Raw genomic sequence first — 16,022 nt, 5'->3', positions numbered from 1 at the left:
AAGGGGTCCGCGTCGTACCGGTGAACGTGCTGTGTGCTGCCTTGCTGTGGCGAGCCGGGGCAATGCCGGGTGGCTCGCCTGTCGTGCGGCCGGTGACGGCCGTCGAGTCAGTCCGATGCGGGGCTGGAGGGGTCCGCCCGGAGGAAGGTGTCCAGGACCCGGACACCGAAGGCGAGGCTGTCGGTGAGGACGTGCTCGTCGACGCCGTGTACGTAGTCCCAGCTGTTGAAGCCGGGCGGGGTGGTGCCGGGGGCGAAGCCGTAGCCGGCGATGCCCAGCCGGGCGAACGCCTTGGCATCGGTGCCGCCGGACATGCAGAACGGCAGGACCAGGGCCTGCGGGTCATGGGCGCGCAGGGCGTCCGCCATGGCCGCGAACTCGGGCGAGGTGTGGTCGGCCGCGACCGGCTCGGTCCAGCTGGCGAACTCGCGGGTCACCTTGGTACCGAGCACCGCGTCGACGGCGGCGAAGAACTCCTTCTCGGCGCCGGGCAGGACCCGTCCGTCGATGCCGGCGGTGGCTTCGCTGGGGATGACGTTGTGCTTGTAACCGGCGTTCAGCCGGGTCGGGTTGAGGGAGTTGGACATGGTCGACTCCACCAGCCGGGCAGCTTCGCCGAGTTGGGCGACGCTCGCCGGGTCGGCCGGGTCGATCGTGATGCCGAGCTCCGACCCGAGCCCGTCGAGGAGCGCCCGGACCGGCGGGATCAGATGAACCGGCCAGGTGTGCGCGGCCAGTTCGGCCACGGTGCGTACCAGAGTGGCCACCGCGTTGTCGGGGTTGCGGCGGGAACCGTGGCCTGCGGCGCCGTGCGCGCTGAGGGTCATCCAGGCGCTGCCGCGCTCACCGGTGGCGACCGGGTAGAGGCGGCGGCCGTTGGGCAGATGGACGCTGTAGCCGCCGGACTCACTGATGGCGGCGGTGACACCTTCGAAGAGTCCGGGGTGCTTGTCGACGAGGAACCCCGCTCCGTAGGCGCCGGTGTCCTCCTCGTCGGCGACGAACGCCATCACGATGTCGCGCGGCGGGCGGGTACCGGTCCGGGCGAATCCGGTGGCGCAGGCCAGCATCATCGCGTCCATGTCCTTCATGTCCAGGGCGCCGCGGCCGCGTACCGCGCCGTCGGTGACCTCGCCGCTGAACGGATCGAAGGACCAGTCGGAGGGTTCGGCGGGCACGACATCCAGATGACCGTGGACCAGCAGTGCGGGGGCCAGCGCGTCGGCGCCCGGGATCCGGACCACGGTGGACGCGCGGCGCGGCTCCGACTCCAGGACCTGCGGCGCGTATCCGGCGTCCGCGAGGACTTCGGCCACCCACTCGGCGGCTTCCCGCTCGCCGCGCGAATCGCCGCCGCCGTAGTTGCTGGTGTCGAAGCGGATCAGCCGCGAGCAGTGGTCGATCGTGTCGGTGGCCAGTGTCTCGTGGTGGGAGAACTGTTCCGCGGAAGGGTCGGTGAGCTCCTGGATCACGGAGCAGTCCTCTCAGGAGGGTCGGCGGGAGTGGTGACCTCGCCGTCGCTCAGGGCCCGGGTGAGTGCGTGGCGGCGCTGGGCGCGACGGGCCGCGCCCTTCGCGCCGGCAGCGGCAAGTGAGGCGAGCAGATGGCCGGTGGCGGTGACGGCGGTCGGCGAGTGGGTGCGCGACTCGCTCCGGGTGTTCACCGCGAGGACGTGGGTGGCGTACGCGCACACCGGGCTGTCGTAGCCGTCGGTGATTGCTACGACCGTGCCGCCCAGCGCATGGAACTCACGGGCCACGCGTACGGTGTGGCGGCTGTAACTGCGAAAGCTGAAGGTGATCAGGACGTCCTGGTCGCCGGCGTCGGCGAGGGCGGTGACAGCCGCTCCCACTCCTGGCTGGACGAGGGTGACGTCACGCAGCGCGGCGGAGAGATCGGCGGCGACCAGAGCCGCGTACCCGATGGACTTCATGTCACCGAACACCCAGCGGCGGCGGCCTGCGACCACGGCGCGCGCGGCGAGTTCCAGGGCGCCGTTGGCATGCAGCGCGTCGAGGGTGCCGGCCAGGTTCTCCTGTTCCCGGGCGAGGATGCGGCGCAGCGCGGTGCGGTCACCGGGCTCCCCCTCCCGGTCGGCGATGCGCTGGTCGGGAACGGGCAGTCGGCGGCCCGTCTCGCGGGCGGCGCAGGCACGCAGGTCCTCGGTGTCGGCGAAGCCCGCCATGGCGAGCAGCTGGTCGAGATCCTCGGCGTTCGCCTCGGCCGTCCGCAGGAGTTGGGCGGGGCGCCGGGACAGTGCGGCGGGGAAGTCCGCAGCAAGTACGGCGTGCAGGCGGGCGGCCCCGGAGCCGCAATGCGCAGCCGCGCGCTCCAACAGCCGGAGTACAGGATCAGGCGTCAGGACAGACATCAAAACCTCCCTCCATGCCGTGAACTCCACCGCTGCGACCAGGGATTTCTTCCCTGAGTATCACTTGCTGGCGGATACATTGATCTAAGGTGGCGCGAGTATTACTGTCACCGCATGCCTGAGTCAAGGGATGTTCCAGCCCCCGCCCCGCCGACCGTCGACTCACCGGTCGAGGCGTCCGCCGCCGATCGGGCAACCGCCCAACTGGCCAAGGTCGTTGCCTCGGCGCGCAGGACGGCAGGACTGACCCTGGCCGCCACCGCGGCCGGGTCGGGCCTCTCGCCCGCATATGTCTCGCAGATCGAATCCGGCTCGGCGAATCCGACGGTCCGCAGCCTGGCGCAGCTCGCCGGAGTGCTGGGTCTCGAACTGCACGAGCTGCTCGGCGCCGGACCCGGCGACACTTCCGACAACAGCCCGTTCCCGCCGCGTTTCACCACACTTCCGGGCTTGACCGCAATGTCGGACGGTCAGGGAATCTGGAACATGACGGCTCATGACGCGACCATGCTCCACTCGCGCCTGATAAGGGGCGAACCGGGCGATCACGCCCGACCGATCCGGCACGCCGGAGAGGAACTCGTGGTGGTGCTGGCCGGACAGTGCCGGCTCCGTGTCGCGGACACCGCGCGCGTCCTGAATCCGGCCGACGCCTGCCACTTCGCCGCATCCGAAGAACATCAGATCACGCAGACCAGCGACGACTTGCTTCTGCTCGTCGTCCTCACGAAGGAGTGACACAGGTGGTTCCACCCGCCGACCACGCGCCCGACGCCGCCCCCGCCCGCGCCGCGGGCCCGGACGAAGCGCCGGACATCTGGCCGCTCACCGCCAAGGACATAAACGGCGAACTGCACGTGGGTTCCGTGCCGCTGACAGGTCTCGCCCAGGCCTGCGGCACTCCGCTCTACGTCGTGGACGAGGCGGACTTCCGTGAGCGGGCCCGCCAGTGGCGGGAGTCCGGCGCGGACCGCGTGCACTACGCGTCCAAGGCCTTCCTCTGCCCGGAGATGGTCCGCTGGGTCGGCGAGGAGCGTCTGCACCTGGACGTGTGCAGCGTCGGCGAGCTCGAACTCGCCGTCGCCGCGGGCTTCGACCCCGCCCACATCGTGCTGCACGGCAACAACAAGCTCCCCGCCGAGCTCAGCTCGGCCGTGGCACACGGCGTCGGGGTGGTCGTCGTCGACTGCGCCGAGGAGATCGACCGGCTCGCCGGTTACGCGGCCGACGCCGGCCGGGTCCAGGACGTGTATCTGCGCATCGCGCCGGGCGTCGCCGCCGACACCCACGACTACATGGCCACCGGCAGCGACGACGTGAAGTTCGGCTTCCCGGTCAACGGTGGATTCGCCGAACGGGCGGTCCTCACCGTCAGTGGCATCCCCTCGTTGCGTCTGACGGGCATCCACTCCCACCTGGGTTCGCAGATCCTCGACCCGTCCGGCATCCGGCGGGCCGCCTCGCGGGTTGCCGCATTCGTCCGCATGCTCGCCGAGCGGCACAGCATCGGTATCGACGAGCTGGACCTCGGCGGCGGCGCCGGGATCGCCTATGTGCCCGGCCAGCAACGGCTGGCTCCCGCCGAGTTCGTAGCCGCGCTGCGGGCCGGGGTCGCCGAGGAGCTGGACCCTGCCTCCGTCCGGCTCGCGGTGGAGCCGGGCCGCTCTCTGATCGGCACCGCCGGTGTCACGCTCTACGAGGTCGGCGTGGTCAAGCAGGGCCTCGAGCGACGCTTCGTCTCCGTCGACGGCGGCATGAGCGACGCCCTGCGCCCCGCTCTCTACCAGGCCTCGTACACCGCCTGGACCGCCAACCGCAGGCTGACCGACCGCCCCGTGCACTCCCTCGTCGTCGGCCGGCACTGCGAGAGCGGCGACATCGTCGTACCCGACATCGCCCTCCCGGCCGACCTGGCGGTCGGCGATCTGCTGGCGGTGCCCGCGACCGGCGCCTACCACCACGTCATGGCCAGCAACTACAACTTCCAGCCGCGCCCCGCCGTCGTCGCCGTACGCGACGGGCAGGCACGCCTCATGGTGCGTCGCGAGACCCCCGCCGACCTGCTGCTCCGCGACGGCGCCGGCGCCGCCATAGACCTCTCAGGAGACCTTCGATGACCGAGCGCCGCGTCCTCCCCTACGGGGAGTGGCCCTCACCGCTGACCGCCGATTCGGCCGCGGCCGGCTCCAGGGCCACGAGTTGGCCGTCCGGCGTCGGCGAGGAGACCTGGTGGTGCGCCAACGACCCGGCGACCGCCACCGTACGGCTGTTGCGCACCGGCCCCGGGCATACCCCCGAGCCGGTGCTGCCGACGGGTGTCAGTGTGCGCAACCGCTCGCTGGGCTACGGCGGCCGCCCGTACGCGGTCCGGCCCGGCCAGGACGGCGCCCCGCATCTGCTGGTCTTCACCGACCACCGCGACCAGCGGCTGTACGCGGCCGGGACCGCCCCGCTGGGAGCGGGCGGTGCGAGCGACCTGACCCCCCTGACCCCTGCCGACCCGCCCGGGTACGAGACCTGCTGGGCGGACCCGGTGTTCGCGCCAGGTGGCACCGAGGTCTGGCTGGTCCGGGAGGTCACCCGGGCGGCCCGGGAACCGGGCGAGGATCCGGCCCCCCGCACCCGTCGCGACATCGTCGCCGTGCCGCTCGACGGCTCGGCCGCCACCGCGCCGGACCGGCTGCGGGTGGTCGGTGGCGACCACCACTTCCTGTCCACCCCGCGGATCAGCCCGGACGGACGGCACCTGGCGTGGCTCGGCTGGGACCACCCGCAGATGCCTTGGGAGACCACCGAGTTGATGGTCGCGCCGCTGGCCGACGGCGTGGCGGGCGAACCGGTGCGGGTGCTGGGCGGCGGTGCGGTGTCCGTACCGCAGGCCGCGTGGGCGCCCGACGGCACGCTGTACGCGATGGCCGACCCGGACGGCTGGGCGAACCTCTTCCGGATCACCCGGGCGCCCGACGGGGACTGGCACGCCGAGTGCGTACTTCCCATGGAGCGGGAGTGCGCGGGTGCCCTGTGGCGGGTCGGCGGGAGCTGGTTCGCGGCGACGGCGGCGGGAGTGGTGCTGCGTCACGGCGTCGGCGAACAGCGGTTCGCACTGTGGGACCCCGCCGACGGCACGCTGCGCGATCTGGCGCCCGAGTGGACGGAGTTCGGCTCCGACCTGTGGGCGGACGGCCACGCAGCCGTGGTCCTGGCTGCCTCCCCCACGCTCGGCCACGCCGTGCTGCGGGTACCGCTCGACGGCAGCGCTCCGGTGCGCTGCAACGGTGAGCGCGACACCACGTACGACGCCTGGCGGGCAGTGCCGGAGCGGCGGGTCGCCAAAGCCGCGGACGGCGGCGATGTGCAGTACGTCTACTACCCGCCCACCAGCCCGGACTGCACCGGCCCGGCAGGCGAGGCACCGCCGCTGCTGATCCACATCCACGGCGGGCCCACCAACTCCAACGGCGCCGCCCCCGATGCGGAGTTCTCACTCTTCTGCAGCCGGGGCTTCGCCGTGGCCGCCGTCGACTACGGCGGCTCCACCGGCTACGGCCGCGCCTACCGGGACCGGCTGCGGCACACCTGGGGTGTCACCGACGTCGAGGACTCGGTGACGGTCGCCTCGGAGCTGGCCTCCGCCGGGCTCGCGGACCCGTCGCGCACCGCGATCCGCGGCGGCTCGGCGGGCGGCTGGACGACACTCGCGGCACTGACGTCGACCGACACCTTCTGCTGCGGGGCGGTGTACTACCCCATCAGTGCCCCGGAGACCTGGATCTACGGGCAGACCCATGACTTCGAGTCCCGATATATGGAGTATCTGGTCGGGAAATTGCCCGAGGACCAGGAGCGGTTCGACCGGGTGTCGCCGATCCGGAAGGCCGGGCAGATCACCAGCCCGCTGGTGATGCTGCAGGGAGCCGATGACTTCATCTGCCGCCCCGACCAGGCCGAACGCATCGTCGACGCGGTGGCCCGACGCGGGCTGTGGCACCGCTACCTGCTCTTCGAGGGCGAGGGGCACGGCTTCCGCCAGGCGTCCAGCGTGAGCGCCTCACTGCGCGCCGAGGCGGAGTTGTACGGGCATGCGATGGGCATCCTTGTCGACCTCTCGGACACCACCGACGCAGCGGCGGGGGCGCAGGGCTGAGCAGCCGCCCGTGCCCGGAGGAGCGTCGCGGTTCGGCCCACCCGGCCGGTTCGTCCGCTCTCCGGGCCGGGCGGGCACGAAGGCGAAGTCAGCAGCTGAAGCGGGCGGCGGCCGGGGCCCCGGTCAACGGCTCCGGCAGCCGCAGCGGCCCGTGGCCCGGGGTGATCCGGCCCAGCAGCCGTCCTCCCGTCGCCCCGGTGCAGCTGGGCAGCGTGCCCGGCAGGCCGTGCGCGGTGAACCAGCCGAGCAAGGCAAAGGCCACCGCCTCCTTGGCTGCCGAGGGCAGTCCCAGCGCGTCGGAGCGCAGCAGTTCGACTCCCGGCAGCAGTGCGCCGATCCGCTCGGTCAGCACCGGGTTGTCCGCGCCGCCGCCGGACACCACCAGGGTCCGCAGGCCTCGCTCCCGTACCGCGTCCGCAACCGTGCGTGCGGTCAGTTCGGCCAGTGTGGCCAGGAGGTCCTCGACCGGGAGCGGGGGACGTCCGGCCAGGTGCCCGGTCAGGTAGTCGGCGTGGAAGAGCTCCTTGCCGGTGCTCTTCGGCGGCTCGCGCCGGTAGTACGGTTCGGCGAGCAGCGCGGCGAGCAGCGCCGGATCCACCCGTCCGGCGGCGGCGAGCCGGCCGTCCTCGTCGTACGGCCGGCCGGTCCCGGCCAGTGCGGCCGCGTCCATCAGGGCGTTTGCGGGACCGGTGTCGAAGGCGACCGGCGCGCCCTGCCCGACCGATGTCAGATTGGCGATCCCACCGAGGTTCAGCGCCCCCGCCGGACCCGGGAGTCCGCTGAGCAACAGCGTGTCCAGGAGCGACACCAGGGGTGCGCCCTGGCCGCCCGCCGCCACGTCCGCGGTGCGTACATCGGACACCACCGGCACGCCCAGGCGTTCGGCGATCCAGGCAGGCTGGCCGAGTTGCAGGGTGCCGCGCACCGTCCCGTCGTCCACCCAGTGGTAGAGGGTCTGGCCGTGCGAGCACACCAGGTCGACCGGCTCTGCCGCGGTCACTGTCGCCGCCGCGGTGTCGGCGAAGGACTGCCCGATGAGGGTGTCCAGGCGGCACACCGCGGCCAGCGTCACATCCCGCGGGGGAAGCGCGTCCAGGATCTCGGCGCGCAGTCCGGCCGGGTAGGGGTGTGCGGCCGCGTGGACGAGGGTGCCGTGCAAGGTGTCGCCGTCGAGGCTGAATTCGACGACGGCCGCGTCGATCGCGTCGTGCGAGGTGCCGGAGCTGAGTCCCAGGACTCTCACAGGGTTCCTTTCTGAACATGGGTGCGGGCGGGCCCGCCCCGTGGATGGAGCGGGCCCGCCCGATGCCGGGGCCGGAGGTCAGACGGCGGCCGGCGCGATCTCCACTCCGACCACGCGCCGGGGCGTGGGGTGGAAGCAGGCATGGAGCTGCCCGGACTCCCCCACCGCTTCGAGGACGGGCCGTTCGGCTGTGCAGCGCTCGGTGGCGAAGGGGCAGCGGGGTGCGAACAGGCAGCCGTCCGTGGCCACCTTCTCGTCCAGCGGGGCGAGCGGCGCCAGCCGGTCGGGGCCGGGCTCCTCCAGACCCCGCATGATCGGGATCGCCGACAGCAGGCACTGCGTGTACGGATGGACGGGCCCCTGGATGACGTCGTCGGTGAGGCCGCTTTCGATGACCTGCCCGCGGTAGATGACGTGCAGCTCGGCGCCCTCGCCGACGTACCGCGCCGTCGCCACGTCGTGGGTGATGAAGACCAGCGAGATACCCAGGCGTTCGCGCAGGTCGTGCAGCAGGGCGAGGATGCCCAGGCGCATCGAGACGTCGATCATCGAAACGGCCTCGTCGGCGATGAGCACCTCGGGGTCGACGGTGAGCGCGCGGGCGATGACCACACGCTGACGCTGACCGCCCGAGAGCTGGTGCGGGTACTTGGGGAGGACCCCGTCCGGCTCCAGACCCACCAGTTCCAGGAGTTCCGAGGCCCGTGCCCGTACACCGGAGGCCGAAGCGGCGCCGCCCGTCTCCTTCGCGCGCATCCGCAGCGGGTCGCCGAGGATCTGCTCGATCGTGCGGGTGGGGTTCAGGGCCGAGTACGGGTCTTGGTGGATCATCTGGATGCGGCGGAAGTACGGGGCGCGCTTACGCGGCGCGAGCTTGGAGAGCTCCACTCCGTCGACCACGAGTTCGCCGCCGTCGAAGGTCTCGATCCCCGTGAGGATCTTGCCCAACGTCGTCTTGCCGCAGCCCGATTCGCCGATGAAGGCGACGGCACCGCCCTTGGGGAGCGTGAAGTCCACGCCGCGCAGGGCGTGGACCGTGCGCTCGCCGGTGAAGGCCCCGCGGGAATGGTAGGTGCGGGTGATGCCGCGCGCCTCGATCACGACGCGTCTCCCTTCGAGGTGGTGGGGCCGACCACGTCGGCGTCCGCGTGACACGCCCGCCGGTGGCCGGCCGAGTGCTCCGCGAGCTGCGGCTCGTCCTCGGCGCAGATGTCCATCTTGAAGACGCAGCGGTCGCGGAACACGCAACCCGTCCTCGGGATGGTGGTGAGATCCGGCGGGCGGCCCGGCAGGGCACGGGCCGCGGCCGGGTCGCCGACGATGCGTGCCGTGGCGCCGATCAGAGCCTTGGTGTAGGGGTGGGTGGGGTTGCGGAGGAGATCCAGCGTCGGGCCGTGTTCGACGATCCGCCCGCCGTACATCACGGCCAGGTTGTCGGCGAGCTCCGAGACCACGCCCATGTCGTGGGTGACGATGAGGGTGCTGAGGTTGTTCTCGTCGTGCACCTGGCGGATGATCTTCAGCACCGCGGACTGGGACAGTACGTCCAGAGCCGTGGTCGGCTCGTCCAGGATGAGGACCTTGGCGTTCAGAACGAGGGCGAAGACGATGCCCAGGCGCTGGCGCATGCCGCCGGACAGCTCGTGCTGATAGGAGTCCAGAACGCGGTTGCCGTCCAGGCCCATCCGCTCGGCGAGCTGCTTGGCGCGGGAGAGCAGGGCCGGGAGATCCTTGACGCCGTGTGAGCGGCCCAGGTCCAGGATCTGCTTGCCGATGGTCTTCAGCGGGTTCATGGAGTTCTGCGACGCCTGGAAGACGTATCCGAGCGCCGAACCCCGTACCGCCCGCATCGCCTTGGCGCCGAGCGTCGTCACGTCACCGATGCCGTCGACGTGGATGGCGCCGTCCGCGATCCGGCCCGGCTCGGGCACGGCGTTCATCAGGGACAGGGCCAGGGTCGACTTGCCCGATCCGGACTCCCCCACCAGGCCGGTGATCTCACCGCGGCGCAGGTCGAGGGAGGCGTTCGCGACAGCCGGGTACTCCGTACCGTTGATGCGGTAGTGGACCCTGAGGTCGCGCACGCGGACCTCGGCCTCCCCGGCCTCGGGCGCGGCCTTCTTCGTCGTCGTGGTCATCAGCGCTCCCTCAGTCGCGGGTTGAAGAGCTCGTCGATCGCGTCCAGGAACAGCACCACGCCCATGATCAGGAGCAGGATGCAGGTGAGTGGCGCCAGCAGGTAGAAGATTGCCTCGGGGCTCTGCAGCGCTCCTCCGGAGAACACCGCCTGGTTGATCATCACGCCCCAGTTGGTACTGGTGAACGGCACGATGCCGAGGAAGAACAGCCCGACCTGGGCCTCGACGAAGCCGATGACCGACAGGAGCAGGTGCATCGCCACGTACGGGGCGATGTTCGGCAGGAGCTCGCGCACGATGATGTGCCGGCTGGGCAGCCCGAGGCCGCGTGCGGCCTCCAGGAAGCCGCGCTCGCGCAGGCTCAACGCCTGGGAGCGGACGGCACGGGCGATGCCGCCCCAGCCGACGACGCCGAGCACGAACCCCATCTCCAGCGGGCTGTCGAACTCCCACACGGTGGTGAGCACGACGAGCAGCGGCAGGCCGGGGACCGTGAGTACGAAGTCGGTGACACGCATCAGCGCGGAGTCGGACAAGCCGCGGTGGAAACCGGCCAGGAGCCCGACGGCGGTGCCGATCGTCGAGGCGAACAGGGCGGCGAGCGAGCAGGTGAGCAGTACGTAGCGGCTGCCGACGACAGTGGCCTGGAGCACGTCGGAACCGGCGAAGTCGGTTCCGAGCCAGTGCTCTGCGCTCGGCGGCTGATAGATCGCGTCCGGGTCGATCGCGAGCTGGTCGCCGTAGAGCATCGGGCCGAAGGTGCCCATCAGGACGAACAACACCAGGATGGACAGGCCGATGATCCGGCCGGGCTTGCGCGTGAGGACGCGCCAGATGCCGGTCCAGCGGGAACGCCTCGCCGACGGGGCATCTGCCGGACGGCGCGGCTCGGTGAGCGTCACGGTGGTCATGGTCAGCGCCTCACTCGGGGGTCGATCACGGAGTAGAGGAGGTCCGCGACGATGTTCGCAAGCACCACCGCGGTGGTGATCAGCAGGAAGGCGCCGGTCATCAGGGGGTAGTCGCGCTTGCCGATGCTGTCCAGCAACAGCTGCCCGACGCCGGGGTAGTTGAAGGTGGCCTCGATCAGGATCGCTCCGCCGAACAACGTGCCGAACGAGAGGGCGAGGGTGGTGAACAGCGGCAGGATCGCGTTGCGCCCGATGTAGCGCATCCGCGTGCTGGGGGTGATGCCGCGCAGCTCGGAAGCGAGGATGAAGTCGTCACCGAGGACGGACACCACGCTGGAGCGCATGCTGAGCATCCAGCCGCCGTAGGAGATGAGGACGTAAGTAGCGACCGGGAGGACCGCGTGGTACGCGACGGACGACACGTACTCGACGTTCCATCCGGGGTCCACCAGGAGCGTCTCGGAGACGGTGCCCCCGTACGGCAAGGCTCCCAGGTTGGTGTAGAAGACGGTGATGAGCAGGATCGCGATCACGAACGACGGGATGCCGGCGATCATCGAGGCGGCCAGGCTCAGCCCGCCGCCCAGGCGGGACGACCGCTTCACCGCCGCGACCACACCACTGCTGACACCGATGCAGAAGCTGATCAGCAGGCCGCTCATGATCGGGATGACGGTCCACGGCAGGGCGTCGCCGATGACATCCGCGACCGGCACTCCGCTGTAGGAGATCGAAATCCCGAGGTGACCGTGGAGCAGGTCGCCGATGTAGTGCGTGTACTGCGTGAGCAGCGGGTCCTGTGAGGTGAACCCGTAGATGATCGAGGCCTTGGCCTTGGCGTCCTGGGAGTTCATTCCCATGGCGACGTACTTCTCGTACGCCACGTCGCCCGGCTTGCCGGGCAGAGCGTGGACGAGGAAGAACGTAAACGTGGCCACGATCCAGATCATGACCGCGCCGCCGACCAGTCGGATCGCGATGGTGCGCGCCAGTCCCTTCACGTTCCTGCACCTCCTTCCTTGTCGTAGGGGGTTGTTGTGGATCAGCGCGCGAGCGGGGCGACGGCCTGGTGCGGCTGCCGCCCCGCGGTGGTGCGCCGTGCGGTAGTTGCCCGGTGCGGTTACCCGGCCTGGATCACTTGGTCTTGGCCTGGATGTAGCCCTGCATCATCCACACGCCGGGCTGGTTGGCGAGGATCTCGTCCTGCCCGTTCTTCGGCCAGTTGGTGAAGTTCTTGTCGTAGGTGAACTTCACGTTGGTGTAGTCCCAGATCGGGATGACGGGAACTTCCTGGTTGGTGGCCTTGACCAGCTGCGTGATGACGGGCTTCTTGGCCTCGGTGTCGAGGCCGGCGAGGTCGGCCGTCAGCTGACCCGGGTTGATGGACTGCCCGTCGACCGTGAAGGTCTCGTCGCCGTGCATCCAGTTCCCGTCACCCTTCTTCTCGGTGTGGGTGACCTTGTTGCCGTTGGCGACGAAGCCGTCGCTCTCGCCGTACAGGCGCTGGAAGTTCTGGCGCGGGTCGGATCCGACGGCGGTCAGCCACCAGCCGACGTCGAACTTCTCGGCGGCCATGTCCGTCTGGTAGGCGCCGAAGTCGGCGGAGAGGGCCGGCTTGGTCTCGATGCCGAAAGCGGTGAGCTCGTTGGCGACGACGGTGGAGGCGGCGATCCAGTCACTGAAGCCGTTGACGGTCTGCAGCGTGATCTTCCACTGCTTGCCGTTCGCCAGGTACCACTTGCCACCCTTCTGCTTGAGGCCTGCGCCCTTCAGCAGCTCGGTGGCCTTCGCCTCGTCGTGGGCGTACGGGTTGAGCTTGCCTACGGCGTCGGCGCCCAGCCACTGCTCGGTCGACTTGCGGATCATGCCGGCGGGGGCGGTGGACGCCATGCCGCCGACCGGCTGGCCCACCTTGGTGATGGCCTCACGGTCGAGGATGTACGTCAGGGCCTGACGCACCTCCTTCTTGTCGTACGGTGCCTTGCTCTGGTTGAAGGCGATGGAGGCGTTGACGTAGGAGGTGCCGTCGGCGCGCTTGTAGCCCTTGGCCAGGATCTGGTTCAGGACGTTCGTGGGGATGGCGGTGAAGGGCGCGGCGTCCAGGTCACCGTTCTTCATGAAGCCCCAGATCTGCTCGTTGCCGGAGTAGTGGCGGATGACCACCTGGCTCGGAGCGATCTTGCCCAGGTCGTAGAAGTACTTGTTGCGGACGAGGATGGCCGAGCCGGGATTGACACGCTTGACCACGAACGGGCCGGCCGAGACGTCCTGCTTCGGCGCGAAGGCCGCGATGGCCTTGCCGGTCTCGTTCAGCTTGTCGACAGCGGCCTGGGCGGCTTTCGCCTGGGCCGCGTCCACCTGCTGGCTTGCGGCGATGGTGTCCCAGATGTCGGCCGGCACGAGGTGGCCGTAGACCGACTTGGGGACGATGGACTGGCCCAGGATCTGCTTCGCGAAGTTCGCGTTGTTGGTTCCGGCGGCCTGCTTGAACTCGATGTCGTGCTTGCCGACGGCCGTCACGGAGGCGACGTTGAGGCCCTCACTCAGCTGGCCCGAGCCGACCGAGGCGGTGCCCTGGGTGAGCGCGATGGCCATGGACATCTTGATGTCCTCGACGGTGACCGGCTTGCCGTCGGACCACTTGGCGTCGGGCTGCATGTGCGCGACCAGCGTGTCGCCCTTGGTCTCCCAGCTCTTGGCGAGGCCCGGGAAGGCGTCGTTCGCATCCATCGGATTCTTCTTCTCGAACCCGAGGCGCATCGAGTTGTAGCTGAGGAACGTGTTCCCGTTCGGGCTGTACGGGTTCATCGGCGCGCCCGGGGTGATCGGGTTGTTCGCGTCGACCGTGGTGAAGACGCCACCGCCGTTGGCGCCGTTCTTCGCACCGGAATCCGGTGCGCACGCGGCGAGGGTACCGAGGGTCGCGAGGGCGGCGGACGCTGCGACAAAGTGCTTGAACCGGACCATAGCGCGTGGTCTCCGATCGGCAGGCAGAAGTGGAGTGTGTGGGACAAGGCCTGGGGGGTGTGCAGACCGTAGGAGCGGCGCCATGGGTATGTCAATGAGTTGCGTTGGCTGAATCCAGTTCGTAATTTACCGCCACAGCTGAGGTCCGAGATGACCCGAATCGCGGCGAGAGGTCGACAACGGCGCCACCCCCTCTGGCGGAAACTTACGCTCAACTCTCAAACCATGTGGCAAAGTTACGCGCGCTCGTCCGCCCCGCCCTCCCACCGAGAGGAAACCGCGATGCACCCGCAGCTTCCGGTACGAATCGACGCCCCCACCGAACGCCGTAACCCCCGCACCCGCGACATCGACGACGTGCCCACCCTGGAGGTGCTGCGTCTGCTCAACGCCGAGGACCGGATCCCGGCCGAGGCCGTCGCCGCAGTACTGCCCGACATGGCTCGGCTGGTGGACGAGACGGCGCGCCGGATCCGGGCCGGCGGCCGGCTGCACTACTTCGGCGCGGGCACGTCGGGCCGCCTCGCGGTGATGGACGCCGCCGAGCTGATCCCCACCTACAGCCTCCCGCCCGGCGTCGTCGTCGCCCATCACGCGGGTGGACTGCGCGCACTGGTCGAACCGGTGGAGGGCGTCGAGGACCAGGAGTCCGCCGGGGCGGCCGACGCTGCCGAGGTGGGGCCGGGCGACGTCGCGGTCGGCATCGCCGCCAGCGGCCGCACTCCCTACGTCGGCGGCGCCCTGCGCGCCGCTCGGGCGGCGGGTGCCTTCACCGCACTGATCAGCGCCAACCCCGGGGCCGAGCTGGCGGATCAGGTGGACGTCCACCTGGGGGTGGACACCGGTCCGGAGGCGATCGCGGGCTCCACCCGGCTGAAGGCCGCCACCGCGCACAAGATGGTGCTCAACAACCTGTCCACGGCCGTGATGGTGGCGCAGGGCCGGACGTACTCGAACCTGATGGTCGATGTGGCCGCCACCAACGACAAGTTGCGCGGCCGGGTCCTCAACATCGTGGTGGAGGCCACCGGGCTGGACGAGGACCGCTGCGGCGCCGCCCTCGCCGCCTCGGGAGGGGAGTTGAAGACCGCTCTGGTCAGTCTGCTCGCCGACTGCTCCCCGCAGCAGGCGCGCGAGGCGCTGGAGGCCGGCGGCGGGAGCGTCCGCGCGGCCCTGCGCACCCTCGCCTGAGAGCGGGCGAGGATGCCCCGCGACCCGATGGGTCGCGGGGCATCCTGGTCACCCGGGGCCGGTCACTGCGGGGAACGCCGCCGGTGCACCGCCGTGTACGTGCGCTCCAACGCACGTGTCGTACGGCTGTAGTTGCGCTGGGCCACCCCGACGAACAGGCAGTCCACCAGTGTCAGCGCGGCGATCCGGCTGGACATCGCGCCGGACCGGAAGGTGGTCTCACGCACCGCGGTGGTCAGCACGTGGTCGGCCACCTCGGCGATCGGCGAACGCGGGAAGTTGGTGATCGCGATCGTGGTGGCACCGTTGTCCCAGGCCTCGCCCAGCGCTGCCACGGTGTCCGTGGTGGCGCCGGTGTGCGAGATGCCGATCGCCAGGTCCCCGCGGCCGAGCAGGGCGGCGGACGTGAGCGCACCGTCGGGGTCGGGCCAGGCGGTCGCCCGGCGCCCGATGCGGTGCAGCTTCTGCTGGAAGTCGAGCGCGATCAGCGCGCTCGCGCCGACGCCGTACAGGTCCACCGCGCTCGCCCCGACCACCTCGTCGATGGCCCGCTCCAGGATGTGGAGGTCGAGCTGGGCAATGGTGTCCTCGACCGCGCGGGCGTCGGCGAAGCCCAGCTTGCCGACCACGTCGGCCAGCGAGTCGCCGGGCCCGATGTCGCTGCCGGCGCTGGACCAGGCGGGGCCGCTGTCCTCGCTGCCGGCCGCCGAGGCCAGTTTGATCCGCAGGTCGGGGTAGCCCTTGAGGCCCACGGCCCGGCAGAAGCGGACGACGGTGGTCTCGGAGGTGCTGCATTCCAAGGCGAGTTCGCTGATCGTCTTCCCGGCCACCCCGACCGGATCGGCGATCGCGGCTTCGGCGACCCGCCGCTCCGAGGGTGGCAGAGAAGGCAGCAGGGCCCGGATCTGCACCAGCACCGTCTGTGGCGGCGTCGCGCGCTCTGCGGTGGGTGCTGCGGAGCGCCGGGGGGCGTCGCCGCCTCCGCGCTGTCGGTCACGTGGGGCAGCCATGTGGGAATCCTACGGGTTCGTTGGGGTACGCGTCGCTGAGTATCCGG

The 16,022-nt window shown here is 70.5% G+C and carries 13 protein-coding genes; 4 read left to right on the top strand and 9 right to left on the bottom strand.

The annotated features are described in order from the left end of the window. Positions 1-107: 107 nt before the first annotated feature. A complete protein-coding gene (locus tag OHB49_RS36830; RefSeq protein ID WP_329165218.1) occupies positions 108-1,472 on the bottom strand; it encodes a M20/M25/M40 family metallo-hydrolase in 1,365 nt (454 codons plus the stop codon). Beyond that, positions 1,469-2,371: a MurR/RpiR family transcriptional regulator gene (locus tag OHB49_RS36825; RefSeq protein ID WP_052189902.1), complete on the bottom strand. Its 903-nt coding sequence runs from the start codon at positions 2,369-2,371 to the stop codon at positions 1,469-1,471. Before OHB49_RS36825 ends, OHB49_RS36830 begins: the two co-directional genes overlap by 4 nt. 114 nt (positions 2,372-2,485) lie before the next feature. On the opposite strand from OHB49_RS36825, the gene OHB49_RS36820 reads away from it, so the two are divergent. Genes OHB49_RS36820 through OHB49_RS36810 form a run of 3 tightly spaced genes read left to right on the top strand, consistent with a single transcriptional unit; the run spans position 2,486 to position 6,515 of the window. Then, on the top strand, positions 2,486-3,109 hold the full coding sequence (locus OHB49_RS36820) for a helix-turn-helix domain-containing protein (RefSeq protein WP_329165217.1): 624 nt from the start codon (positions 2,486-2,488) through the stop codon (positions 3,107-3,109). A 5-nt stretch (positions 3,110-3,114) separates the two neighbouring features. Beyond that, positions 3,115-4,488: a diaminopimelate decarboxylase gene (lysA, locus tag OHB49_RS36815; protein ID WP_329165216.1), complete on the top strand. Its 1,374-nt coding sequence runs from the start codon at positions 3,115-3,117 to the stop codon at positions 4,486-4,488. After that, a complete protein-coding gene (locus OHB49_RS36810) occupies positions 4,485-6,515 on the top strand; it encodes a prolyl oligopeptidase family serine peptidase (protein WP_329165215.1) in 2,031 nt (676 codons plus the stop codon). The genes lysA and OHB49_RS36810 overlap by 4 nt, the downstream gene beginning before the upstream one ends. 88 nt (positions 6,516-6,603) lie before the next feature. Here OHB49_RS36810 and OHB49_RS36805 read toward each other — a convergent pair whose 3' ends face one another. From OHB49_RS36805 to OHB49_RS36780, 6 genes are all read right to left on the bottom strand, one after another. Continuing rightward, positions 6,604-7,758, bottom strand: coding sequence for an anhydro-N-acetylmuramic acid kinase (locus OHB49_RS36805; RefSeq protein ID WP_329165213.1), 1,155 nt, complete (start codon positions 7,756-7,758; stop codon positions 6,604-6,606). Positions 7,759-7,836: 78 nt separating this feature from the next. Further along, positions 7,837-8,859: an ABC transporter ATP-binding protein gene (locus tag OHB49_RS36800; protein ID WP_030975853.1), complete on the bottom strand. Its 1,023-nt coding sequence runs from the start codon at positions 8,857-8,859 to the stop codon at positions 7,837-7,839. Beyond that, positions 8,856-9,896 (bottom strand): ABC transporter ATP-binding protein, encoded by a 1,041-nt coding sequence (locus OHB49_RS36795; RefSeq protein WP_329165211.1) that lies wholly within the window; start codon positions 9,894-9,896, stop codon positions 8,856-8,858. Before OHB49_RS36795 ends, OHB49_RS36800 begins: the two co-directional genes overlap by 4 nt. Next, entirely contained in the window at positions 9,896-10,807 is a 912-nt protein-coding gene (locus OHB49_RS36790) for an ABC transporter permease (protein WP_030975848.1), read from the bottom strand. Before OHB49_RS36790 ends, OHB49_RS36795 begins: the two co-directional genes overlap by 1 nt. Before the next feature lie 2 nt (positions 10,808-10,809). After that, positions 10,810-11,808: an ABC transporter permease gene (locus OHB49_RS36785; protein ID WP_030975846.1), complete on the bottom strand. Its 999-nt coding sequence runs from the start codon at positions 11,806-11,808 to the stop codon at positions 10,810-10,812. A gap of 133 nt (positions 11,809-11,941) precedes the next feature. Beyond that, positions 11,942-13,774 (bottom strand): ABC transporter substrate-binding protein, encoded by a 1,833-nt coding sequence (locus OHB49_RS36780; RefSeq protein WP_030975844.1) that lies wholly within the window; start codon positions 13,772-13,774, stop codon positions 11,942-11,944. A gap of 282 nt (positions 13,775-14,056) precedes the next feature. Here OHB49_RS36780 and murQ point away from each other — a divergent pair, with 282 nt between their 5' ends. Then, positions 14,057-14,965, top strand: coding sequence for an N-acetylmuramic acid 6-phosphate etherase (gene murQ, locus OHB49_RS36775; protein WP_329165210.1), 909 nt, complete (start codon positions 14,057-14,059; stop codon positions 14,963-14,965). 62 nt (positions 14,966-15,027) lie between these two features. On the opposite strand, the gene OHB49_RS36770 is transcribed toward murQ, so the two are convergent. After that, positions 15,028-15,975, bottom strand: a complete 948-nt coding sequence (locus tag OHB49_RS36770) for a MurR/RpiR family transcriptional regulator (RefSeq protein ID WP_030975840.1) — start codon at positions 15,973-15,975, stop codon at positions 15,028-15,030. Between the last annotated feature and the right edge of the window lie 47 nt (positions 15,976-16,022).

It is taken from the genome of Streptomyces sp. NBC_01717 (genome assembly GCF_036248255.1).
GTDB lineage: Bacteria > Actinomycetota > Actinomycetes > Streptomycetales > Streptomycetaceae > Streptomyces.
This window is presented reverse-complemented; position numbering and strand designations above follow the sequence as displayed.